This is a genomic window from Streptomyces sp. NPDC107538 (assembly GCF_055657445.1).
This window is the reverse complement of the sequence record NZ_JBVKAY010000003.1, coordinates 40,952-63,614: the sequence shown is the minus strand read 5'-3', so window position 1 is coordinate 63,614 and position 22,663 is coordinate 40,952. Positions and strand designations below refer to the sequence as shown.

The window sequence follows — 22,663 nt, the reverse complement described above, 5'->3', positions numbered from 1 at the left end:
GTACGACTCGAGAGTGACGCCGAGACAGCTCTGCGGGGTGACGACCTCGGCGGCCCGGGCCCCTAATGTCTGAATCGTGACTGTGATCGCGACCGAAAGCCTGAGCAAGCGGTTCCCGAGGGTGACCGCTCTTGACCGGCTCTCCGTGGACATCGGACCCGGTGTGACGGGACTCGTCGGTGCCAATGGCGCCGGCAAGTCCACACTGATCAAAATCCTGCTGGGTCTGTCCCCCGCCTCGGAGGGCCGGGCCGAGGTGCTCGGCCTGGACGTCGCCACCAAAGGCGGCGCCATCCGTGAGCGCGTGGGGTACATGCCGGAGCACGACTGCCTGCCGCCCGACGTCTCGGCCACCGAGTTCGTCGTGCACATGGCGCGCATGTCCGGGCTCCCGCCGACCGCCGCGCGCGAGCGCACCGCGGACACCCTGCGCCACGTCGGCCTGTACGAGGAGCGGTACCGCCCCATAGGCGGCTACTCCACGGGCATGAAGCAGCGGGTGAAGCTCGCCCAGGCGCTCGTGCACGACCCGCAGCTGGTCTTCCTCGACGAGCCGACCAACGGCCTGGACCCGGTCGGCCGCGACGAGATGCTCGGCCTGATCCGCCGCATCCACACCGACTTCGGTATCTCGGTCCTGGTCACCTCCCACCTGCTCGGCGAGCTGGAGCGCACCTGCGACCACGTCGTCGTGGTCGACGGCGGCAAGCTCCTGCGGTCCAGCTCCACCCGGGACTTCACCCAGAGCACGGCGACCCTCGCGATCGAGGTCACCGACAGCGACGAACACCCCGACGGCACCGGCGCGTTGCGTGAGGCACTCCACGCGCGCGGAGTGACCGTCGCCGACGGCAGCGGCCTCCCGGGTGCCGGGCACATACTGCTGCTCACCGCCCAGAGCGACGAGACCTACGACCTGGTCCGCGACGTCGTCGCCGACCTGGGGCTCGGCCTGGTCCGTATGGAGCAGCGCAGGCACCAGATCGCCGAGGTCTTCCAGGACAACGACGAGCAGACGGGCACCCGGAGCGCCCAGGACGCAGGAAAGGAGGCGGTCGGCCATGGCGGTTGAGCAGCACGGTGCGCAGGCACCCGCCCTCGCCGGTGGACAGCCCGCCGGCACGGGCGAGCAGAGCCGCATCCACAACATCGGATACCGCTCGTACGACGGCCCGCGCCTCGGCCGTGCCTACGCCCGCCGCTCGCTGTACTCGCAGTCCCTGCGTGGCGCCTACGGACTGGGCCGCTCGGCCAAGTCCAAGGTGCTGCCCATGCTGCTGTTCGCGGTGATGTGCGTGCCGGCGGCCATCATGGTGGCGGTCGCGATCGCCACCCGGTCCCAGGGCCTGCCCGTCAACGACCTGCCCGTCAAGTACACCGAGTACGCGGTCATCATGCAGGCCGTCATCGGCCTGTACGTCGCCTCCCAAGCACCGCAGGCCGTCTCGCGCGACCTGCGCTTCAAGACCGTCCCGCTGTACTTCTCGCGCCCGATCGAGACCGCCGACTACGTCCGCGCGAAGTTCGCGGCACTGACCTCGGCGCTCTTCATCCTCACCGCGGTGCCCCTGCTCGTGCTCTATGTGGGCGCGTTGCTGGCCGAGTTCGACTTCACCGACCAGACCAAGGGATTGGCGCAGGGACTGGTGTCCGTGGCACTGCTCTCGCTCCTCTTCGCCGGCATCGGCCTGGTGATCTCGGCGGTCACCCCGCGCCGCGGCTTCGGCATCGCGGCCGTCATCGCCGTGCTGACCATCTCCTACGGGGCCGTGTCCGTCGTCCAGGCCATCGCCACCGAGCAGTCCAGCGCCGACGTGGTGCCCTGGCTGGGCCTCTTCTCGCCGATCACCCTGATAGACGGCGTACAGACCGCCTTCCTGGGCGCCGCCTCCGCCTTCCCCGGCGGACACGGTCCCTCCGGTGGGCAGGGAGTCCTCTATCTCCTCGTCGTCCTGGGTCTCATCGCCGGCTCCTACGGCCTGCTGATGCGCCGCTACCGAAAGGTCGGGCTGTGACCACCCTCAACATCGACCACGTCTCACGCTGGTTCGGCAACGTGGTGGCGGTCAACGACGTCACCATGACCATCGGCCCGGGTGTGACCGGACTGCTCGGGCCGAACGGCGCCGGCAAGTCCACCCTCATCAACATGATGGGCGGCTTCCTCGCCCCCTCGACGGGCTCCGTCACCCTCGACGGCACGCCGGTGTGGCGCAACGAGCAGATCTACAAACACATCGGCATCGTCCCCGAGCGCGAGGCGATGTACGACTTCCTCACGGGCCGCGAATTCGTCGTCGCCAACGCCGAACTGCACGGTCTGGGCGCGAAGGCAGCCCAGCGGGCGCTCGCCACGGTGGAGATGGAGTACGCGCAGGACCGCAAGATCTCGACGTACTCCAAGGGCATGCGCCAGCGCGTGAAGATGGCGTCCGCGCTGGTTCACGAACCGTCCCTGCTCCTGCTGGACGAGCCGTTCAACGGTATGGACCCGCGCCAGCGCATGCAGCTCATGGACCTGCTGCGGCGCATGGGCGACGAGGGCCGCACGGTGCTGTTCTCGTCCCACATCCTCGAAGAGGTCGAGCAGTTGGCGGCCCACATCGAGGTGATCGTCGCCGGACGGCACGCGGCGAGCGGTGACTTCCGGCGCATCCGCCGGCTGATGACCGACCGCCCGCACCGCTATCTGGTGCGTTCCAGCGACGACCGGGCGCTGGCCGCCGCGCTGATCGCCGACCCGTCGACAGCGGGCATCGAAGTGGACCTGGCCGAGGGCGCGTTGCGTATCCAGGCCGTCGACTTCGGCCGGTTCACGACCCTGTTGCCGAGGGTGGCCCGGGACCACGGCATCCGTCTGCTCACGGTCTCGCCGTCGGACGAGTCCCTCGAGTCCGTCTTCTCGTATCTCGTCGCGGCGTAGGAGGCCGAAGATGTACGACCCCACAGTCGCCCGGCTCACCTACCGGGCTCTGCTCGGCCGCCGTCGGGCCCTCATACTGAGCGCGCTGCCCGCCCTGCTGATCGTGCTCGCGGTGGCCGTGCGCGCCCTGAGCGGCGCCGACGACCAGGTGGCCGCGGACCTCCTCGGCGGGTTCGCGCTCGCCACGATGGTGCCGATCATCGGAGTCATCGCGGGAACGGGCGCGATCGGACCGGAGATCGACGACGGCTCCGTGGTGTATCTGCTGGCCAAGCCGGTGAAACGGCCGACGATCATCTTCACCAAGCTGATCGTGGCGATCGCGGTGACCATGGCGTTCTCGGCCATACCGACATTGATCGCCGGCCTGATCCTGAACGGCAACGGACAGCAGATCGCGGTCGCCTACACGGTGGCGGCCCTGGTCGCCTCGATCGCGTACGCGGCGATGTTCCTGCTCCTCGGGACGGTCACCCGGCACGCGGTCGTCTTCGGGCTGGTGTACGCGCTCGTCTGGGAGACCCTCTTCGGGTCCCTGGTGGACGGGGCCCGCACGCTCAGTGTCCAGCAGTGGGCGCTCGCCGTCGCCCAGAAGGTCACCGACGGCGGCCTGGTGACCTCCGACGTGGGACTGCCGACGGCGGTGGTGCTGCTGACGGTCGTCACGGCGGGCGCGACCTGGTACGCGGGACAGAAGCTGCGGACGCTGAAGCTGGCCGGCGAGGAGTGACGGAACCCTCCGGGGCGCTCAGCCCCGGAGGCCCGACCCGTCCCCGTCCCCGACCTCGATCTTGACGGGGGCTTCACCTACGCCCCGGCAGACTGGGCGAAGGGGAAACGAGCGACATCACGCGGCCAGGAGGGCGGCCAGGAGGCAGGAGGGACGGGGATGGCAGCGGAGGTTGCGCCCGACAGCGGTGAGCCACGCGGGGCGGTGCCCGACGGCACAGCCGGGCCCGGATCGGGTGCCGAGGTCGGGCCTGACACCGAGGGCGGGGCTGGCTGGGACGACATCGTGCTGGACGCGGACTTCATACGGTCCGCCGAGACGGCCGAACCGTCGGCGCGGGCCCGGATGCTCGCGGCGCGCTGGCGGCAGCAGGCCCCCGATCCCCAGCCCTGGCGCTCGGACGAGCCGCCCGCCGGGTGGTTCTTCAGCAAGGTGCGACGTCGGAGGTGGCGCCGCCGGTGACAGCCTCGCGCGGAGGGTTCCGCGCGGGCGGATATTCGGTGGCGGGCAACTCGGCTGCCGGGCACAGTGGTTGATGTCCAGGTCGCCGGATCGAGCCGGCGCCACGTTCTGGGAGAGGAGCACGGCGATGCTGTCCATCAGGCACAGTGCGTCGAGTTCCCGGCAGGGCAGCCCACGGCGGGCTCCGGAGTAGTTACCCCTCCGTCGAGTCCGTCACCCCCAGCGGGGAGTTGCCCGGGGCGGCCGCTTCGAGCACGCGAATCGCTTCGCGTGGGCCGCCCACCCGGAGGATTGGCCGAGTGGTAAGGCACCGGCTTGCTAAGCCGTGGTCGGGTTGTGCCCGCGCACGTTCGATTCGTGCATCCTCCGCCGTTTCGCTGTCGCTGTGACCTGGCCGGGTTGTGGGGCCAGGGGTAGGTGTGTCGAGGCTCCCGCGGCTGGGGCTGGGGCTGGGGCTGGGGCTGGGGCTGGGCTGGCTCGGGCGTCGGGCGGCCACGTCGATGGTGTCTCGCCCCGGTGTGGACCGTCGGCACGCCCTGGCCGGCTAGCCCAGTAGGCGCTCGAGTACCTCGGCGATGCCGTCGGCCTCGTTGGACGAGGTGACCTCGTCGGCGACGGCTTTGAGGTCGGGGTGGGCGTTGGCCATGGCTACGCCGTGGGTGGCCCAGTTGAACATGGGGATGTCGTTGGGCATGTCGCCGAAGGCGATGGTGTCGGTGCGCTTCGCGCCGAGGCGGCGGGCGGCGAGGGAGAGTCCGGTGGCCTTGGTGAGGCCGAGGGGGAGGAGTTCGACGATGCCCTCGCCGGCCATGGCGACCGTGACGAAGCCGCCGGCGGCCTGACGGGAGGCCTCGGTGAGTTCGTCGGAGGTCAGGGTGGGGTGCTGTATGTAGATCTTGTTCAGCGGGGCCGCCCAGAGGTCGGACACGTCCGTGAGCGGGGTGGTGGGGAGCGAGCCGTGCAGTGCGTAGCCGGAGCCGACCAGGATCTCGCCGTCCAGGCCCGCCCGGCTGGCCGCCAGGTGCAGCGGGCCGACCTCCGCCTCGATCTTGGCCAGGGCCACGGCGGCGAGCTGCCGGTCCAGGGTGACGGCCGTGAGCAGGCGGTTCTCTCCGGCGTCGTAGACCTGCGCGCCCTGGCCGCAGACGGCCAGTCCCCGGTAGCCGAGGTCGTCGAGGATGTGGCGGGTCCAGGGGACGGCCCGACCGGTGACGACGATATGGGCCGCGCCCGCCGCGGTGGCCGCGGCGAGCGCCTCACGCGTGCGCCGGGAGACCGAGTCGTCGGAACGCAGGAGCGTTCCGTCGAGGTCGGTCGCGATCAGCTTGTACGGGAAGCCCGAGCCCGAGCCCGAACTTGAGCCCGAGTCCGAGGAGGATACGGACGACTCGGAGCCCACGGCCCCCGCCGACGCCCCGGCCCTCGCCCCGGCTTCCACCGAGGCCCCCGCCCTCACCGATGCCCCGGGTTCCACCGATGCGCAGGCTCCCGGCGGTGCCGCGGGTGTGTCCGCGGCGCCGGGGACCGTCGTCTTCCCGGAGTCCAGCGGGCCCCCGGTCGCAGCCGCTTCGCTCACTTGGCTACCGGCTCCAGCACCTCGCGGCCACCCAGGTACGGGCGCAGGACCTCGGGGACACGGACGGAGCCGTCGGCCTGCTGGTGGTTCTCCAGGATCGCCACGATGGTGCGCGGGACGGCGCAGAGCGTGCCGTTCAGCGTGGCCAGCGGTTTGACCTGCTTGCCGTCACGGACGCGGATCTGCAGACGGCGCGACTGGAACTCGGTGCAGTCCGAGGTCGAGGTCAGCTCGCGGTACTTGCCCTGCGTCGGGATCCACGCCTCGCAGTCGAACTTGCGCGAGGCCGAGGAGCCGAGGTCGGCGGAGGCGACGTCGATGACCCGGAAGGGCAGTTCGAGCGAGGTCAGCCACTGCTTCTCCCAGTCCAGCAGGCGCTGGTGCTCGGCCTGCGAGTCCTCGGGCGCGACGTACGAGAACATCTCGACCTTGTCGAACTGGTGGACGCGGAAGATGCCCCGGGTGTCCTTGCCGTGCGAACCGGCCTCGCGGCGGAAGCAGGGGGAGAAGCCCGCGTAGCGCAGCGGGAGGCGGTCGGCGTCGATGATCTCGTCCATGTGGTACGCCGCCAGCGCGACTTCGGAGGTGCCGACCAGGTAGAGGTCGTCCTTGTCGAGGTGGTAGACGTCCTGGGCGGCCTGGCCGAGGAAGCCGGTGCCGGCCATCGACTGCGGGCGGACCAGCGCCGGGGTCAGCATCGGGGTGAAGCCGGCCGCGGTGGCCTGGGCGATCGCCGCGTTGACCAGGGCGAGTTCCAGGAGGGCGCCGACGCCCGTCAGGAAGTAGAAGCGCGAGCCGGAGACCTTGGCGCCGCGCTCGGTGTCGATGGCGCCGAGGATCGTGCCGAGCTCCAGGTGGTCCTTCGGCTCGAAGCCCTCGGCCGTGAAGTCACGGATGTCGCCGTGCGTCTCCAGCGTGACGAAGTCCTCCTCGCCGCCGACGGGGACGTCGGGGTGGACGAGGTTGCCGAGCTGGAGAAGGAGCTCCTGGGTCTCGGTGTCCGCCGCGTCGCGCTCGGCGTCGGCGGCCTTGACGTCGGCCTTGAGCTGTTCCGCGCGCTTGAGCAGCTCGGCCTTCTCCTCGGCGGAGGCCTTGGGGATCAGCTTGCCGAGCGACTTCTGCTCGGCGCGGAGCTCGTCGAAGCGGACGCCGGAGGACCTGCGCCGCTCGTCGGCGGACAGGAGGGAGTCGACGAGCGCGACGTCCTCTCCACGGGCGCGCTGGGACGCGCGCACACGGTCGGGGTCCTCACGGAGCAGGCGAAGGTCAATCACCCCACAAGGCTACCGGTGCGTGGTTCCGGCCCACGACTTGAATTCCCTCAGCGCCAGTTCTGTGACTGTTTGACCTGAATGTCCATCGCGGTGGCGGAGAGTGATGTGTGGGTGCGGACGGTGGACGGATGCCGGTGAACGTCAATGAATTGCAGGGTGGACCCCTGAAAGGGGGCGGGGATGTGGCGCCTGGTTGACTCGACTCCCTTGTTCCGTACGGGACTTGGGGATCGGCCGTCCACAGGAATCCACGGTGTCGCAGAGTTATCCACAGGCTGTGCGAAAGATCTGTGGACTATGGGGAAGATCATGAGGAAAGTCGGGCGCCGACTTGAGGATTCCCGAGCCAAACCACCTTCACGCCCACTTTCGAGTGGATTCGCAGGTAAATGGGTCGCTCTAAAGAGTTGACGGGAGGAAACACGTGGACGAAGGGTGACCCACGGGGTTGTGGACGCAGCAGGGCCTGTGAAGGGGATTTATCGACTGAGTGGCACTGTGTTGTCGACTTGTCCCCAGGTCGAGAAGCAGCCCTGTGGATAACTTCTGTGGACAAAGAAAATAAGCAGGTAGGACCAGCTGTCCTAGAAGCGGCCGTCCTGGCAGCGCGCCACCCAGTCCGCCGCGGCCACGAACTCGGCGTCGGAGGTGCCCGGCAGAGTGGGCCGGGGCTTCGTGGTGGCGGCGTCCGCACGCGGGTATGAACCGAGGTAGCGGACCTGGAGGCAGACCCGCTTGAGGCCCATCAGCGCCTCGGCCACCCGACGGTCGGAGATATGGCCCTCGGCGTCGATGGCGAAGCAGTAGTTGCCGATGCCCTCGCCGGTCGGTCGGGACTGCAGCAGCATGAGGTTGACCCCGCGGACGGCGAACTCGCCGAGCAGATCACGCAGCCCACCGGGGTGGTCGTCGCGCTGCCAGATGACGACGGAGGTCTTGTCGGAGCCGGTCGGGGCGGCGGGCCGGGCCGGGCGGCCGACCAGGACGAACCGGGTCTGGGCGTTCTCCGCGTCGTGGATCTCGGTCTGCAGGGCCTCCAGGCCGTACCGGGAGGCCGCGAACTCACCGGCGAAGGCGGCGTCGTAGCGGCCCTCCTGGACCAGGCGGGCGCCGTCGGCGTTCGAGGCGGCGGACTCCCAGACGACGTCGGACGGGAGGTTGGCCTTCATCCAGTTGCGGACCTGCGGCTGGGCGGCCGGGTGCGCGGTGACCGTCTTGATGTCCGAGAGCTTGGTGCCCGGCCGGACCAGCAGCGCGAAGGTGATCGAGAGGAGCACCTCGCGGTAGATCATCAGCGGGGCGCCGGCGACCAGCTCGTCGAGCGTGGTCGTGATGCCGCCCTCCACGGAGTTCTCGATCGGGACGAACGCGGCCTCGGCCTCGCCGTTGCGGACGGCGTCGAGTGCGGCGGGCACGGACACCACCGGGACGAGCTCGCGGGTCGCGGACTCCGGCAGCGTGCGCAGGGCGACCTCGGTGAAGGTGCCCTCGGGACCGAGGTACACGTAGCTGGCTGGCATGGCCTCACCCTAATGGGCCTGGGGCCGCCCGGCGCACGCGTCTCGCCCACACCACCCCTGAGGGCGACGTACGGCCCTGGGGGCGCCCTCACACCTCCCTGGTCGGGCACCTTCCCGGCCGGGCGGGTGCAGGCACAGCCCAGGAAAGGCCAAGGGAGCGACCGGCGGCATCGTCCGGCCCGCGATCAACCCTCCAGCAGCCCCTGCCCCACGTACTCCCCCTCCGCCGCGCCCCCCGGCACCGCGAACAGCCCGCTCGACTCGTGGCGGATGAACTTGGACAGCGCGTCACCGCGGTCGAGCTTGCGTTGCACGGTGACGAAACCGCGGAGGGGGTCGGCCTGCCAGCAGACGAACAGGAGACCGGCGTCGGGGACCCCGTTCGCGTCGATGCCGTCGTGGAACGAGAACGGGCGCCGCAGCATGGCCGCGCCCCCGTTCTGGTCGGGGCGGGTGATCCGGGCGTGCGCGTTGATCGGGACGAGGAGATTGCCCTGGGCGTCGGTCTTCTCCAGGTCCATCGCGGTCGTCTCGACCGCCTTCGCGCCCCCGCTCAGCGGTGCGCCGTCCGACTTCCGGCGCCCGATGACATCCTCCTGCTCCTTGACCGAGAGCTGCTCCCAGTCGTCGAGGAGCATGCGGATGCGGCGGACGACGGCGTAGGAGCCGTTCGCCATCCACGCCGGGTCGCCGGAGGTGTCCGGTGAGGCGTTCGCCGGCACGAAGATCCGCTCGTCGAAGTCGGACTCGGCCGGCTTCGGGTTACGGGTGCCGTCGATCTGGCCCATCAGGTTGCGGGCCGTCATGGGGTGGGCCGTGGCTCCCGGCGAGCGGTTGAAGCCGTTCATCTGCCACCGCACCCGAGCGGCGCTGCCCGCGTCCTTCTGGATCGCGCGTAGAGCATGGAAGGCGACCAGCGCGTCGTCCGCGCCGATCTGCACCCACAGGTCGCCGTTGCTGCGGGTCCTGTCGAGCTGGTCCGAGGAGAAGTCGGGCAGCGGGTCCAGGGACTCCGGGCGCTGTTTCTCCAGACCGGTACGAGCGAAGAAGCTGTGCCCGAAACCGAAGGTGACGGTCAACGACGACGGTCCCGCGTCACGGGCGATGTCCGTGTCGTCCTGGGCCGCCGCCTCCCCCGCCATCAGCCGCCGGGCCGTCTCCGACCAGCGGCGCAGCAGGGCGGCCGCCTCCTTCCGCCCCGACCCGGCCGCCAGGTCGAACGCGACGAGGTGGCCACGGGCCTGGAGAGGCGTGGTGATTCCCGGCTGATGTTTCACGTGAAACATCACCTCCCCCGCGCCGAGGGAGGACAAGGGGGTGACCTTCTCGGCGGAGGAAGAGGAGGAAGAGGAGGAGGACGAGGAAGCGGCACCGGCCGCGTAGCCCGCGGCGCCGCCCACCGCGCCCAGCGCGAGTCCCGTGGCGCCGGCCGTGCCGAGCAGACGGCGCCGGGAGATCGGCCCCTCCGAGGAGTTCCCGGCTGGGGCGCCCTTCTCCGGCTCCCGCTTCGAACCGCCGGACGGTGACGCCGACCGCGACTGCGACTGTGACTGCGACCGTGCCCCCGCCCGCGACTGCGAGTCGTTCGTGGTCGCACGCGCCTGCGCGGCCGTAGCCGCCTGGTCGGCACCGCCCCGCGCCCCTTTGCGGGCGGCGGAGCCGTCTTCGACGAGGTCCTGGTCAGCCATGGTGTGTTTCAGCCGATCTTCGCGTTCTTGCCGACGGTTACCTGGTCGATCTCAGATGTCCGTACGGTGATTTCGATCTTCCAGTCGCCCGCCATGGGGATCTGCACCCCGTTGGCCGTCCAGTGGCCGGTGGTGACCCGGTCGGGGACCACGGGCAGCGGGCCGATCTTCTTGGCCTCCAGGGTGAAGGCGACCTTCACCTCGGGGACGTCGAAGGGCTTGCCGTCGGGCCCCTGGACATAGACATGCATCTCGTTGGCGCCCACACGCGCGGGGTCGATCTGCAGCCGGGCCACGCCCTGGCCGTTCTTGCCCCCGGTGTCGAACGACATGTCCAGCGCCAGCGCGCCCGAGGTCTCGTCCTCCTGCGTCGCGGCGGCCTTGGCCGCGTTGGCCTCCTCCACCGTCCGCCCCGGCTCGGTGGCCGTCAGCACCGTCGTGACGGCGAGCAGCACGACGGCGACGGCCGCTTCCGCCAGCACCGACCGGCGCAGCCCCGTACGGCCCGGGTCGGCGTTCCGTATCCGCTTCTCTCGCGCGCTCGCCACCGCGGCCTGTTGCCGCGCGAGCTGGGCGGCGCGCTCGGAACCCCCACCAGAAGTCCCACCAGAAGTCCCACCGGAAGTCCCGCCGGAACTCTGATCGGTGGTCCGTCCGGAGCCGCCGCCGCTCGCGTGCGCGGCCACCGGCTCCTTCTCCTCCGCCGTTTCCTCGGCCGCCTCCGTCACCTCGGCCTTCGCCTCGGCCTTCGCCTCGGCCTTCGCCTTCGCCTCCGCCTGGGTCGGGGCTTCCGCGAGTTGTGAGGTCCAGCGACGCGAGATCCACGCGATCCCGACGAGTACGGCGACCAGGCCGATCTTCACGAGGAGCAGCTGTCCGTACGAGGTGCCGGTCAGCGCGGACCAGGTGCCGACCTGGCGCCAGGACTGGTAGATCCCGGTCGCGGTCAGGACGAGCACACTGCCGAACGCGACCCGCGAGAACCGTCGTACGGCCGCGGTCTCGATCTGTGCGTCGACGGGCGCCCGGAACAGGGCCACGAGCAGGGTCACCAGGCCGCCAAGCCAGGCGGCGACCGCCAGCAGGTGCAGGATGTCGAGCGGCATCGACAGGCCCGTCTGGATACCGGTCGAGGCGTGCTCGGCCATCGCCCAGCTCGCGGCGAGACCGGCGGAGACCACGCCTCCGCCGATGGCGAGCCCGAAGGTGAGGTCCCGGTGACGGGACTCGTCGTCGTCCTCGTCCTCCTCGTCCTCCTCGTCGTCGTGCTCGTCATCGGCCTCGTCAGCCGAATCGGCCACGTCGGCCTCGGAGTCCTCCGCAGAGCTCTGTTCGGTCTCCTCAGACTCTCCCTCTCCCTCTCCCTCTCCCTCTCCCTCGTCCTCGATCTCCTCGTCCCGTCGCGCGTACGCCCCGAACAGCACCGCGATGAACAGTGCGGCAGCGGCGAGGAGTAGCAGGCGGGAGACGAGGGCGGCGCCCGTCTTCGTCTGGAGGACTTGGCCGAGCAGATCGAGGTCGAAGACGTCGCCGAGCTTGCCGGAGCCGGTGTACGAGCCGCGCATGAGCAGCATCGCGAGGGTGGCGGTGGTCAGCGTGAGCCAGCCGGCGACCACCAGCCGCTGCACGGGCCGTACCCCCGCCCCGCGCTGCCAGCAGGCCAGCACGAAGGCCGCGCCGCCGACCAGCAGGATGAACCCGGCGTACGACAGGTAGCGCGCGAACCCGTAGAGGGCGCCGACGACCCCGCCGCCGGCCTCCTGCTCGGGTACCGCGACCGTCGTCTTGGAGGGCGCCCCCACGGAGAAGGTGAAGGCGCCGGAGACGGGGTGGCTGTCCGCCGAGACGACCTGGTAGGTGACGGTGAACGTGCCGTCGGGCAGGCCCGAGTGGAGCCCGACGGCATAGCTGTTGCCGCCCAGGTCGGTGACCTCGCCGGTGTCGGCCTCCTTGCCCTTGGGGTCGTACACGCGTACCGAGCCGTCGGACATCGCGACGTTCTCGGAGAAGGTGAGCGACACCTGGTCCGGTGCCTCCTTGACCACCGACCCCTGCTGCGGATCGCTGCCGGTCAGCGCGGCGTGCGCGGAGACGGGCACGGCACCGGCGAACAGCGCTCCGACGGCGGCGAGCAACAGCAGCAGAAACGGCCGCAGAGACGATCTCAGAGATGATCTCAGTGGCGGCCTCAGTGGCGGCCTCAGCGACGGCCTCAACCGGCTCAAGGGTGCTACCTCCCTCAGTGTCCGCTGGTCGGCTGGTACGTCGCCGACTTCACGGGCATCTCGACCGTGATGGCCTTGGACTTGGTGAAGTTCAACCGCAGGGACACCGTCTCGCCTTCCTTCGGCTTGCGCTTCAGGTTCTCGAACATCAGATGGTTTCCGCCGCTTTGGAGGACGAGTTCGCCGTCGGCGGGGACCTTCAGGCCGGTGACCTCCTGCATCGACTGCCCGGTCGTCTCGTGGACGGTGACGTCCTGGGCGATGTCGCTGGTGACCGAGGTCAGCTCGTCCGCCGTACCGCCGTCGTTCTCGATGACGAGGAAGCCGGCGGCCAGGGAGTCCGTCACGGGCTGGGGCATGTAGGCGGACTTCACCAGCAGCTTCGCGGCGGAGGAACCGCCGGAGGAACCGCCGGAGGAGCTGTCGGAAGAGGACGAGGAGTCGGAGGAACCGCACGCGGTCAGGACGAGCGCGGCGACGGTGATCAGGACGGGTCCGGCGAGTGGTCTCACGGCTTCTCGCCCTTGAGCAGCTTCGGCAGGTCCTTCTCGTAGTCCTGCACGGTGGCGTCCTCGCCGTACAGCACATAGCCGCCGTCGGTCTTCGGCGAGAAGGCGATGACCTGGGTGCCGTGCTCCGAGACGGTCTTGCCGTTCTCGTCCTTGGTCGGCGGGTTGATGGAGATGCCGAGGGTACGGGCGCCGGCCTGGATCTCGTCGAAGTCGCCGGTCAGGCCGACGATCTCGGAGTCGATCCCCTTGAGCCACTTGCCGAGCTCGGCCGGGGTGTCCCGCTCCGGGTCGGTGGTGACGAAGACGAGCCGGAGGTTCGCCAGCTCCGACTTCGAGACCTTCTTCGCCACCTCCTTCTTCGCGACCGCGAGGTTGTTCATGGTCAGCGGGCAGACGTCGGGGCAGTTGGTGTAGCCGAAGTAGATCAGCGTCGGCTTGCCCTCGGTCTCCTTGCGGAGGTCGTACGCCTTGCCCTTCGTGTCGGTGAGGACCAGATCCGGCTTGGTGAACGGCTGGTCGAGGACCGTGGCGGCCTTCTGCGGACCGGTGTCGGAGACCTCGGCGACCGACGTCGTGGAGTCGTCGCCCGTGCCGCAGGCCGAGAGGGTGAGGACGGCCGCGACCAGCAGGGCGCCGGCGGCGAACGTCTTCTTCTTCGTATTCGTGATCTTCGCGCTCGTGATCCGCGTGTTCGCGATCTGCGTGTTTGTGAGCTTTGTGTGCGTACGCATGGAGAAATGTCCCAGTTGTTCGAGCCTCGGCGCGCACGGGGCCGCGTGCGCGCCGAGGGGAAGGGGCCGAGAAGCCGGAGGCTCAGGCGTTCGTGCGCCGACGGCCGGCCAGGACGCCGTACGCCACGCCCGCGGCGCCGACGACGATGCCGACGACGCCGAGGACTCGGGCGGTGGTGTCGCTGCTGTCGGCGGGCGCGGCGGTCTCGTTCGACGCGGCCTCGGCGTTCTTGGCGTCGTCCTTGGCGTCCTCCGACTCGTCGGAGGCGGTAGCGGCGGAGGAGCCGTGGTGATCGTCGGACGCGGCGGAGAGCGCGAGCACGGGCGCCGGGTTGTCGGGCTCCTCCTCGCCGTCCTTGGGCACCTCGATCCAGCGGACGACCTCCTTGTTGGAGTACGTCTGGATCGCCTTGAAGACCAGTTCGTCGGTGTTCTCGGGGAGCTGACCGATGGAGACGGGGAACTTCTGGAAGAAGCCCGCCTTGATGCCGGCGCCGTCGGCGGTCCAGGTGATCTTGGAGACGGCCTCGTCGATCTGCTCGCCGTGCAGTTCGACCGGCTTGTCGAGCTTGGCCTTGGTGACCTTGATCTCCCAGCCGGGGATGGCCTCCGGCTGGGCCGAGGCGAGCGGGTGGTCGGTCGGGAAGTTGACCTCGAGCTTGGTGGTCGTGGCGTCGTCGCGCTCGTTGGGGACCTTGAAGTTGACGGTCGCGTACCCGCCCTTCGCCGCCGTGCCCTCCGCCGCGACGCTGACGTGCGCGAAAGCGGGGCCGGACAGGATGAGCACGGCCGAACCGGCGAGGGCGCCGACGGCGGCGATACGAGAAGCCTTCATGACTGGTGACACTCCACAGTGAGTGAGGGAGAAGAAGAACGAGGAAGAGGGCAGCGTGCGCGCCGCGAGCCGACGAGCGTGCGAGCCGACCGCCGGGTGGTCGGAACCCGGCGCCCGAGACCGCGAGCCGGAATGCAGGGCCAGGTGCCAGGACCTGGGAGCCAGGGCCCAAGGCCAAGGCCAAGGCCAAGGCCAAGGCCAAGGCCCCGGGGGCCGGGGAAGTACCCAGGAGCCAGAAGGCACCGGCCAGGAGCGGCAGCGGAATTCGGGTGCGCACGCCTCGACGCCGTACGACGGACCTCTCTCCCCGGTGCGGAGTGAGCGGGCGTCGGGTCAGGCGGCGAGGGTGAGGGCCGGGGCGGTGGTCGGTGGGCCGCGCCGTACGAGCGTGTGCTGGAGGGCGGTCGTCCGCGGGGGCGCGGGCGCCGCGTACACCCCGTGCCGGGCGCCCGTAACGGTCTCCGGCGTGCTCGGGAGCCCGGACCGCAAGGCCCGCGCCAGCGCGAACGCCCCGCGCAGGGACCGTACGAACGGCTCCTGGGCGGACAGCCGGGCCAGGCGCAGCAGCGCGAGGTCGCCGTGGCGGAGCAGCCACCCGGCGGCGACGGCCGCGAGCACATGGCCGAGCATCATGGGCAGCGACGGCAGCAGGGCGGACGAGCCCGTCCCGGTCGCCATGGTGTCCACCGGGCCGTGTGCGGCGTGCGTACCGCCGACGCCGGCCTCGGTGAGGATCCGCCGCGCCTGGGTGGGGCTCAGGGCCGCCGCGGTCGTGCCGCACAGGAAGCGGGCGGCGCGCTCGACGAGCACCGCGTCCATGGCCTCCGTGGTGCGCGACGCGGCCGTCGTGCCGTGCTGGCCCAGGCCGAAGAGAGCGTGCAGCACGGTCTGACCCACCGCCAGCGTCGCCGCGATGCCCGGCAGCGAACGCTCCCGCCCGGCCAGCGCGACCGCCACGGCGAAGACACCGGCGAAACCGACACCCAGGGTCCACAGCGGGACGGCCGCGCACGAGGCGAGCGCGTGTCCCGCCCCGGCCAGCACGACGCAGACCGCGGCGAACACCGCGGCCCGCGGAACCCGGAGGTCACCTCCGGCGCGGGCCGGGCGCGGGGCCGTCGGCCGGTGTGGGTGGGGGGCAGTCATGGCGGGCCCATCATCGCACCGGGGCGCTCCGCTGGGTTGGGCGGGTACATGGGTTCAGGTACGGGGAAGAGGGGGCCGGTGTTCAGTTGGGGGTCCGGTCGGGGGAAGGGGCGGGGTTCGGTCAGGTGGTGGGTGCGTGCCGGTGGGGGCTCGCCGCGCAGTTCCCCGCGCCCCTGAAAGACCGATGCGCGCGACGCGCGCGCCCCGGACGGTACGCGGAGCGCGCGCCGCGAGCCGAAGGCACGGACGGCCCGTGCGCCGGGAGCCACGAGATTGCCCGTGCGGGGGATGACGCGAGGCCGCCTGTGCGCGGAAGATCCAAGGCCTCCGTGCGCGGGAAAACCTGAGGTCGCCCGCATGCCGGACGACGTGAGGCCGCCCGTGCGCGGGATGACGCGAGGCCGCCCGTGCCCCGGAAGATCCGAGGCCGCCCGTGTGCGGGAAGGCCCGAGGTCGCCCGCATGCCGGGAGCCACGAGATTGCCCGTGCCCGGGAAGACGCGAGGCCGCCCGTGCGCGGAAGACCCGGGACCGGCCGCGCGTCGGAAAACCCGAGGCTGCCGGGAACCGGAACCACCGGCCGGAGACAAGGTCGTCGGGTCCCGGAGGGCGGCCTGTGTGCTGGATGGGCGGGCGGTTGCCCGTGCGTTGGAAGGGCGCGCGGTGGCTGTGCGTCGGAAGGGCGGGCGGTTGCCTGCGGCCCGGAGGGATGTGTGGGGCGCTCGCCACAGGGGAGTGTGGCGCCGCCCGCGACGCCGAGCATGTCGGCCGGAGTGGTGCGAGTGATGGGTGATTCGGAAGAGTTCGGTCCGCATACACCGATTGTTCGGGGGGCGCATCCGCCGTATGGGCGGAGAGACGGCTTCCGGGCGATTGCGCACGGCCCTCGGCGGCAATACGTAACGGTATGTCGAGCCGCGGCCAGGAGGCTGGAGCATGAGCATCTGGTGGTCACTCCATCTGCGGCGTGAGGCTGCGAGCGTGCCGCTCGCCCGGCGGCTGCTGATCGGCACGATGGAGACGGCGGGTGTCGACCCGGACGTCTCCTACGACCTCTCCATCGCCCTCAGCGAGGCCTGCGCCAACGCGGTCGAGCACGGTGGCGGGCTCTCGGCCGGCGCGACCACGGAGGCGTACCGGGTCACCGCCTATCTCGACGGCGAGAAGTGCCGGATCGAGGTCGCCGACTCGGGCCCGGGCTTCCCGCACCGCCACCCGGTCCGCCCGGCCCACACCGACGCCGAGAACGGCCGCGGTCTCTGTCTCATCCGCGAACTCGCCGACCATGTCCACATCGGCAACAAACCGGGCCACGGCGGCGCGGTCGTCAGCTTCGACAAGATCCTGAAGTGGCGCGAGGACGCACCGCTGGTGGCGGTGTAACCCGACCCTCCTCCCACCCGCTCGGTGCCCTACGCGGTCTGGGCCGCGTGGCCGTCCGGCTGCATACTGGCCGGATGGGGGAGTTGGCGACCAGCACGGGCATCCGCCGGTGAGGGGGATCGAGCCGACGGCCGACGGAACGTCACGAAACACGGCCGTCACAGTCCGTGCGACCCGGTGGGGTGCGGTTCCACGACGTACGACCACGTCGTGCTGTACGTCGCGAAGCGACACATCGGCATGCGGCGCATCGTCATGCGGCACGCCCACGCCCACGCTCGCGTCCTGCCGTACGAAGACAGCGGTCCGTACCCAGACGACGCTCCGTACGAAGACAGCGGTCCGTACGAAGACAGCGCTTCGTGCGAAGTCGGCGTTCCTCACGTCGTCGCCCCACCCCGTCGCCTCCCCCGGTACCTCCCACCGAAGCCGAACGCGGTGCGAAGCCCGAGCCCGTCGTGGTGGTTGACGACCGGCGGAGGCGGGGATCGGCGGGACACAGGGGCGGGACGGGACGACAGGGGATGGCGATGCAGCGAACGGTGCACACCTCGGACGGTCGGCGGCTGTCGGTCGAGCAGAGCGGTGATCCGGACGGCCGGTCCGTGTTCCTGCTGCACGGCACCCCGGGCAGCCGGCTCGGTCCCGCGCCGCGTGAGCAGGTGCTGTACCGCATGGGCATCCGTCTGATCACCTTCGACCGGCCGGGGTACGGCGACTCGGACCGGCTGCCGGGCCGCACGGTGAGCGCGGCGGCCGGCGATGTGCGGCACATCGCGGACGCCCTGGGCATCGGCCACTTCGCCGTGGTCGGCCGCTCCGGCGGCGCCCCGCACGCGCTCGCCTGCGCCGCGCTGCTGCCGGAGCGGACGACGCGGGTGGGCGCGCTGGTCAGCCTGGCTCCGCGGGACGCGTCCGGACTCGACTGGTTCCAGGGCATGACCGAGTCGAACGTGCGGGAGTACGTCAACGCCGCCATCGGCCGGAACCGGGTGACCGCGACCCTCGGACGCCGCACGAAGTCGATCGTCGCCGATCCGGCCGCGTCGGTCGCCGAGATGGCCGGCGGGCTGCCGGAGTCCGACCGGTGGATCATCGCGGACGCCGGGATCCAGGACATGCTGGAGCGCAACTTCGCGGAGGGGCTGCGCAGTTCCGCCGACGGCTGGGTGGACGACGTGATGGCGTTCAGCACGGGGTGGGGCTTCGACCTCGGCCGTATCAACACGCCCGTGAAGCTCTGGCACGGCGCGGACGACATCTTCGCCCCCGTGGAGCACACCCGCTGGCTGGGCCGGAACATCCCGTACGCGGAGGTCGAGGTCGAACGCGGTGCCGCCCACTTCGCTTCCCTGCGGGTCCTGACCCGCATCCTGAGCTGGGCCGTCACCGTCAACTAGGGCCTGTCGTCCGGATCACGCCTGGGCCGCGGGGCGTGGCACGCACATCTGCGGCCTCTGCGTCGACGCCCTCCTCCGCCTTGCAGCTGCACGCACCAAGCTCCGCTCACCGGCAGCCATCAGGCGCCGTCGCCCGAAGCCGGCCGTGATCCGAACGACAGACCCTGGGGCCTGCCCCCGAGGGCAGGCCCCAGCGGTGACGGCTCACGTCTGCTGCGGCTCCAGGTCCCGGCCGACCCGGCGCCCGGCGCGGACGGACTCGGTGACCGGGTGGGTGTCGCCCAGCAGTTGGGACAGCCTGGTCTCCGCCTGCTGCTGGAGCCGCTCGGCCTCGTCCGTCCGCCGCATGCCCCGCAGGGTCACGGCCAGGTTCCCGGTGCTGACCAGCACGTCCGGGTGATCCGCCCCGAACCGGGCGCGCAGCCCCTCGATGGCCACCCGCTCCCATTGCTCGGCCCGGTCGTGGAGCCCCAGGTCGCCGTAGGCGTTGGCGAGATTCAGACCGGCGGACAGGACGGCGGGGTGGTCGTCCCCGAGGTCCTCCGCGAGGGCGTCGCGGGCCTGTTCGCTGAGTTCGGCGGCCTTCTCCGCCTCGCCCTGGGCCCGGCGGTAGATGGAGAGGTTGTTGAGGCAGTACATGACGAACGGGTGTTCGGGGCCGAAGATGTTCTTGTAGCCCTCCAGCACCTCTTCGACCAGTTCGACCGCGCGCCCCGCGCCGTTCTCCGGGTCCGTGGCGAAGTAGTCCGCGGCGAGGTTGAGTCCGCAGGCCAGCGCCTCGGGGATCGTGCTGCCGTAGCGGTCGTGGTAGAGCGCGTAGGTGTCCCAGGTCTCCTGGGTGATCCGCAGCGCCTCCGCGGTATGGCCGCCCTTGCGCAGGGAGACCGCGAGGCTCTTGTCGACGCGCAGCACCTCGGGCACGTTCGGGTTGAGCACCTTCTTGAAGCCCTCGCGGACCTCGCGGAGGATCTCCACCGAGCTCTTGAAGTCCCCCAGTTCGCGCAGATCACGGGCGTGGTGCCCCTTGGTGGTCAGGGTGTACGGGTGGCGCGGGCCCAGCAGTGCGGTACGCCGGCGGACCGTGTCCTCGTCGAGGCGGCGGGCGTCCTCGCTGCGGCCGGCCAGCCGGTAGTCGATCGCGAGGTTGTTGGCGGCCGACAGGCTGCGCGGGTGGTCCTCGCCGAAGATCTCCCGGAAGCCCCGGAAGATCCGCTGGTCCAGTTCCAGGGCCTCCTTGAAGCGGCCCACCGCCCGCAGGTCGGCGGCGAAACTGCCGGAGGTGATCAGGATGCTCGGGTGGTCCTCGCCCAGCAGCTGCCGCTGGTCGGCGAGGGTCTTCTCGTCCAGGTCCAGGGCGTCCTGGTACTGGCCCTGCGAGCGCAGAACGTTCGCCAGTTCGAAGCGGAGGTTGAGGATCTGCTCGTCGGTGGCGTCCGGGAACTCGCCCGACCAGAAGTCGTTGAGCTGGGTGCTCAGGGTGCGGGCGGCGTGCAGGTCGCCGCGCTTCCACAGATAGCGGACGCGGTAGACCATCAGCTGCCGCGGGTCCTCCTCCGAGCAGTTGCGGATGTTCGACGGCGTCAGATGTGGCCAGATCACCTCGAAGCCGGGCCACTGCGCGGGGTCGTCCAGGGCCTCCTCGGGCGGCCGGGCGGCGGCGAGGATGCGGTGCACCTCGTGGATGGTGTCCTCGAACTTCAGCTCGTCCATGCTGTCGCGCACGGCGGCCTGGACCAGGCGGTGCACCTGGATCGAGTTGTCGGTCGAGTCGACCTTGGCCAGGGCGAACCGGTTCAGCGCCTGGGTGACCCGGCCCAGCATGTAACGGGCGCGCAGATCACGGTCGTACGGGAGCAGGGCCCTGATCATCGAGTCGCTGCCGATGAGGCCCATCGAGATGGGCTCGGCCGCGAAGAAGGCGCACAGTTCGAGGAGGCGGGCGGCGGCCGGGGACTCGTCGCGGAGCCGGTTGATGGAGATGTTCCAGGTGGCGCCGACGGACCTCGGGTAGTCCACGGCCTCCACGGCCTCCTTGACGGAGAGCACCTGGGTGGACTGCTCGCGCAGCTGTTCGATGTAGACGTCGACGGGGGTGGCCGTCGCCTCCAGCCAGGCGGCGGCCACCTCGATGGCGAGCGGCAGATCACCCACCGCGTCGGCGACCAGCCCGCCGTCCTCCTCGCTCAGTCCGGGCACCCGGCGGCACAGATGCTCCACGCTCTCCTCGCGGGTGAAGACCTCCACCTCCAGCGGCTGGACCTTCGGCAGCGCGGGCCGGGTGCGGGTGGTGGCGATGATGTGGCCGTAGACGTCGTCGGGGATGGGGCCGGTGTACTCCGGGAAGTTGTGCAGGACCTTGTCCAGGTCCTCGACGTTGTCGAAGATCAGCAGCCAGCGGTTGAACGGCTCCCCGTTTCTGAGGGCGTGGATGACCGACTCGGCCGCTTCCTTGACGTCCTCGCCGACGCCGAGGCCGAGGTGCTGGGCGAGCGCGGCCAGCTTGGGCGGCACCAGCTCCGGCTGCTCGGCGTCGACCCACCACACCAGGTCGTAGTCCGCCATGAACCGGTGGGCGTACTCACGGGCCAGGTGCGTCTTGCCCACACCGCCGAGGCCGTGCAGGATCTGGGGCACGCGCTGGCCGGGGCGGTTGGTGGTGAGCTGCTGGCGCAGCCGGTCCAGGATCGTGGAGCGGCCGGTGAACCAGCGGTAACGGGCGGGGACGTTGGAGATCCGTCGGCCGAGAATGGGGAAGCGCAGCCCCCGGGAGCTCGGGGACATCGTGGAGACGGCCTCCGGGCGGTCCAGCCCGTTCAGCAGCGTGGTGTACGCCTGGGTTTCGGTCAGGCCCTTGAGGTCGATGACCCCCCGGCTGGCGAACGGCAGACTGAGCTGCACGTCGTCGACGCGGATCGACACCGGCTGCTGCCGCTTCTCGGAACCGCCGGAGTGCACGGCCGCCTCCCACGCCGCCCGCGCACGCCGGGAGTCGACGAAGCTCGGCGAGAGCACGGCGAGCACCCGGTGCGCCCCGCCGGGCATGGCCTCGCCGCCGATCTCCGTCGTCTGCATCGACTGGACGTTCTTGGGCGTCACCTCGAAACCCACGCCCCGCAGCACGGATTCGAGCCAGTCCACCCACATCCGGTCCTCGGACACGTAGTAGAGCGTCAGCTGGGAGAGCGGGACCGGGCGCTGCCTGGTGTACGCGCTCTTGAACTGGGCCCGCTTCGCCTCGCTGATCGGCGGTAGCTTGGTCACCCGCTCCTCGGTGATGACCGAGGTGAGCCGCTCACAGGCGCTCAGCATGGAGTTGGCCGACTTCGGCGGGTCGCCGAACGCCGCGAGGATCTCCTCGTAGGCGTAGTACGGCTGGTAGAGGATCTCCGTCGAGGCCCAGTAGTCGGCCAGCTGGTCGGAGTTCAGGCCCGCCGGCAGTCCGGAGAAACGTTCCTTGGCGCGGGCGCGACCGGCGTCCAGCTTGTCCTTCTCACCGAGGTCGATGCGCATGGCGACGGGCAGGATGCGGATGCCCTTGTCGCCGTGGAGCTCCTTGATGTCCTGGGCGACGGAGGCGGCGCCCTCGATGCTCTGCTCGCTGAGGGTGTAGCAGACGACCAGGGTGTTGGGCATCTGCACGGTGCAGATGTCCGCGAGGTCGCTGAGGCCGGTCCGGCTGTCGATCAGGGTGAAGTCGTAGTAGCGCTGCATGTCGCCGCGCATCGCGTCGAAGAACTGGCCGCCGCCGTAGCTGGCGTAGAAGCGGTCCCAGTCCATGTTGCCGACGATGGGGTAGTCGCGGTGCCGCTTGCCGGCGGAGAGGAAGTCCAGGCTGCCGCCGTCGGGGAAGGCCCAGTCGAGGGAGAGCGCGTGCGGCCGGACCCGTGCGTAGCTGCGGTGCCAGTCGGCCGCCCGGTCGGGCAGGTTGCGCAGCGCCTCCCGCCGGTACTCGTCTATCAGGTTGATCAGCCCGGGTGTGCCCCGCAGTAACTGGGCGTCCAGGAAGGGGTGGAAGAACTTGTGCAGGCCCGGTGCCTCCAGGTCCCAGTCCACGGCCAGCACACGATGGCCGTTCGCGGCCAGGATCCACGCCACGTTGGCGAGTGCCATGGTCCGTCCGGTACCGCCCTTGTACGAGTAGAACGTGATCACGGTGCCGTTGCGGCTTTGCGCCATGTTTCTGCCTTCCGCCCTGTCGGCCTCTTTCGGCCTCGCTCGTCGCGCGCCTTTCGGTGGTCGTGCCAGGTGGTGCTGCCGGG

General features: G+C 70.6%; 17 protein-coding genes and 1 tRNA gene. 8 read left to right on the top strand and 10 right to left on the bottom strand.

Annotated elements, in window-relative coordinates; genetic code table 11:
- Window positions 1-82 precede the first annotated feature (82 nt).
- From ACZ7MG_RS10780 to ACZ7MG_RS10755, 6 genes are all read left to right on the top strand, one after another.
- On the top strand, window positions 83-1,072 hold the full coding sequence (locus tag ACZ7MG_RS10780) for an ABC transporter ATP-binding protein (protein ID WP_471382973.1): 990 nt from the start codon (window positions 83-85) through the stop codon (window positions 1,070-1,072).
- A complete protein-coding gene (locus ACZ7MG_RS10775; protein ID WP_471382593.1) occupies window positions 1,062-2,015 on the top strand; it encodes an ABC transporter permease subunit in 954 nt (317 codons plus the stop codon). The genes ACZ7MG_RS10780 and ACZ7MG_RS10775 overlap by 11 nt, the downstream gene beginning before the upstream one ends.
- Window positions 2,012-2,923 carry an ABC transporter ATP-binding protein gene (locus ACZ7MG_RS10770; RefSeq protein ID WP_005482879.1) on the top strand — a complete coding sequence of 304 codons (912 nt, stop codon included), beginning with the start codon at window positions 2,012-2,014 and terminating at the stop codon, window positions 2,921-2,923. Before ACZ7MG_RS10775 ends, ACZ7MG_RS10770 begins: the two co-directional genes overlap by 4 nt.
- A gap of 10 nt (window positions 2,924-2,933) precedes the next feature.
- Window positions 2,934-3,653, top strand: coding sequence for an ABC transporter permease (locus ACZ7MG_RS10765; protein ID WP_471382595.1), 720 nt, complete (start codon window positions 2,934-2,936; stop codon window positions 3,651-3,653).
- A 159-nt stretch (window positions 3,654-3,812) separates the two neighbouring features.
- Complete coding sequence (locus ACZ7MG_RS10760; protein WP_471382597.1) at window positions 3,813-4,115, top strand: SGM_3592 family protein; 303 nt, start codon at window positions 3,813-3,815, stop codon at window positions 4,113-4,115.
- A gap of 285 nt (window positions 4,116-4,400) precedes the next feature.
- A tRNA-Ser gene (locus tag ACZ7MG_RS10755) sits at window positions 4,401-4,484 on the top strand.
- Window positions 4,485-4,659: 175 nt separating this feature from the next.
- Here ACZ7MG_RS10755 and ACZ7MG_RS10750 read toward each other — a convergent pair.
- The 9 genes from ACZ7MG_RS10750 to ACZ7MG_RS10710 form a co-directional block, all read right to left on the bottom strand.
- Entirely contained in the window at window positions 4,660-5,514 is an 855-nt protein-coding gene (locus tag ACZ7MG_RS10750; protein ID WP_471382975.1) for an HAD family hydrolase, read from the bottom strand.
- Window positions 5,515-5,687: 173 nt separating this feature from the next.
- Window positions 5,688-6,965, bottom strand: a complete 1,278-nt coding sequence (gene serS / locus ACZ7MG_RS10745) for a serine--tRNA ligase (RefSeq protein WP_471382598.1) — start codon at window positions 6,963-6,965, stop codon at window positions 5,688-5,690.
- Window positions 6,966-7,549: 584 nt separating this feature from the next.
- Window positions 7,550-8,485 carry a prephenate dehydratase gene (pheA, locus tag ACZ7MG_RS10740; protein WP_471382599.1) on the bottom strand — a complete coding sequence of 312 codons (936 nt, stop codon included), beginning with the start codon at window positions 8,483-8,485 and terminating at the stop codon, window positions 7,550-7,552.
- Between the two features lie 185 nt (window positions 8,486-8,670).
- Window positions 8,671-10,173, bottom strand: a complete 1,503-nt coding sequence (gene efeB, locus ACZ7MG_RS10735) for an iron uptake transporter deferrochelatase/peroxidase subunit (protein ID WP_471382600.1) — start codon at window positions 10,171-10,173, stop codon at window positions 8,671-8,673.
- 8 nt (window positions 10,174-10,181) lie between these two features.
- On the bottom strand, window positions 10,182-12,353 hold the full coding sequence (locus ACZ7MG_RS10730; RefSeq protein WP_471382977.1) for a copper resistance CopC/CopD family protein: 2,172 nt from the start codon (window positions 12,351-12,353) through the stop codon (window positions 10,182-10,184).
- A gap of 59 nt (window positions 12,354-12,412) precedes the next feature.
- Window positions 12,413-12,910, bottom strand: coding sequence for a copper chaperone PCu(A)C (locus ACZ7MG_RS10725; RefSeq protein WP_471382601.1), 498 nt, complete (start codon window positions 12,908-12,910; stop codon window positions 12,413-12,415).
- On the bottom strand, window positions 12,907-13,641 hold the full coding sequence (locus tag ACZ7MG_RS10720) for an SCO family protein (RefSeq protein ID WP_471382603.1): 735 nt from the start codon (window positions 13,639-13,641) through the stop codon (window positions 12,907-12,909). The genes ACZ7MG_RS10725 and ACZ7MG_RS10720 overlap by 4 nt, the downstream gene beginning before the upstream one ends.
- Before the next feature lie 82 nt (window positions 13,642-13,723).
- The gene (locus tag ACZ7MG_RS10715) at window positions 13,724-14,476 is read right to left on the bottom strand and encodes a YcnI family copper-binding membrane protein (protein WP_471382605.1); all 753 of its coding nucleotides are present in this window, start codon (window positions 14,474-14,476) and stop codon (window positions 13,724-13,726) included.
- Window positions 14,477-14,809: 333 nt separating this feature from the next.
- The gene (locus tag ACZ7MG_RS10710) at window positions 14,810-15,622 is read right to left on the bottom strand and encodes a hypothetical protein (RefSeq protein ID WP_471382606.1); all 813 of its coding nucleotides are present in this window, start codon (window positions 15,620-15,622) and stop codon (window positions 14,810-14,812) included.
- A gap of 935 nt (window positions 15,623-16,557) precedes the next feature.
- Here ACZ7MG_RS10710 and ACZ7MG_RS10705 point away from each other — a divergent pair.
- Window positions 16,558-17,004 (top strand): ATP-binding protein, encoded by a 447-nt coding sequence (locus ACZ7MG_RS10705; RefSeq protein ID WP_471382608.1) that lies wholly within the window; start codon window positions 16,558-16,560, stop codon window positions 17,002-17,004.
- 530 nt (window positions 17,005-17,534) lie between these two features.
- Window positions 17,535-18,404: an alpha/beta fold hydrolase gene (locus ACZ7MG_RS10700; protein WP_471382609.1), complete on the top strand. Its 870-nt coding sequence runs from the start codon at window positions 17,535-17,537 to the stop codon at window positions 18,402-18,404.
- 204 nt (window positions 18,405-18,608) lie between these two features.
- On the opposite strand, the gene fxsT is transcribed toward ACZ7MG_RS10700, so the two are convergent.
- Window positions 18,609-22,580, bottom strand: a complete 3,972-nt coding sequence (fxsT, locus tag ACZ7MG_RS10695) for an FxSxx-COOH system tetratricopeptide repeat protein (RefSeq protein ID WP_471382610.1) — start codon at window positions 22,578-22,580, stop codon at window positions 18,609-18,611.
- Between the last annotated feature and the right edge of the window lie 83 nt (window positions 22,581-22,663).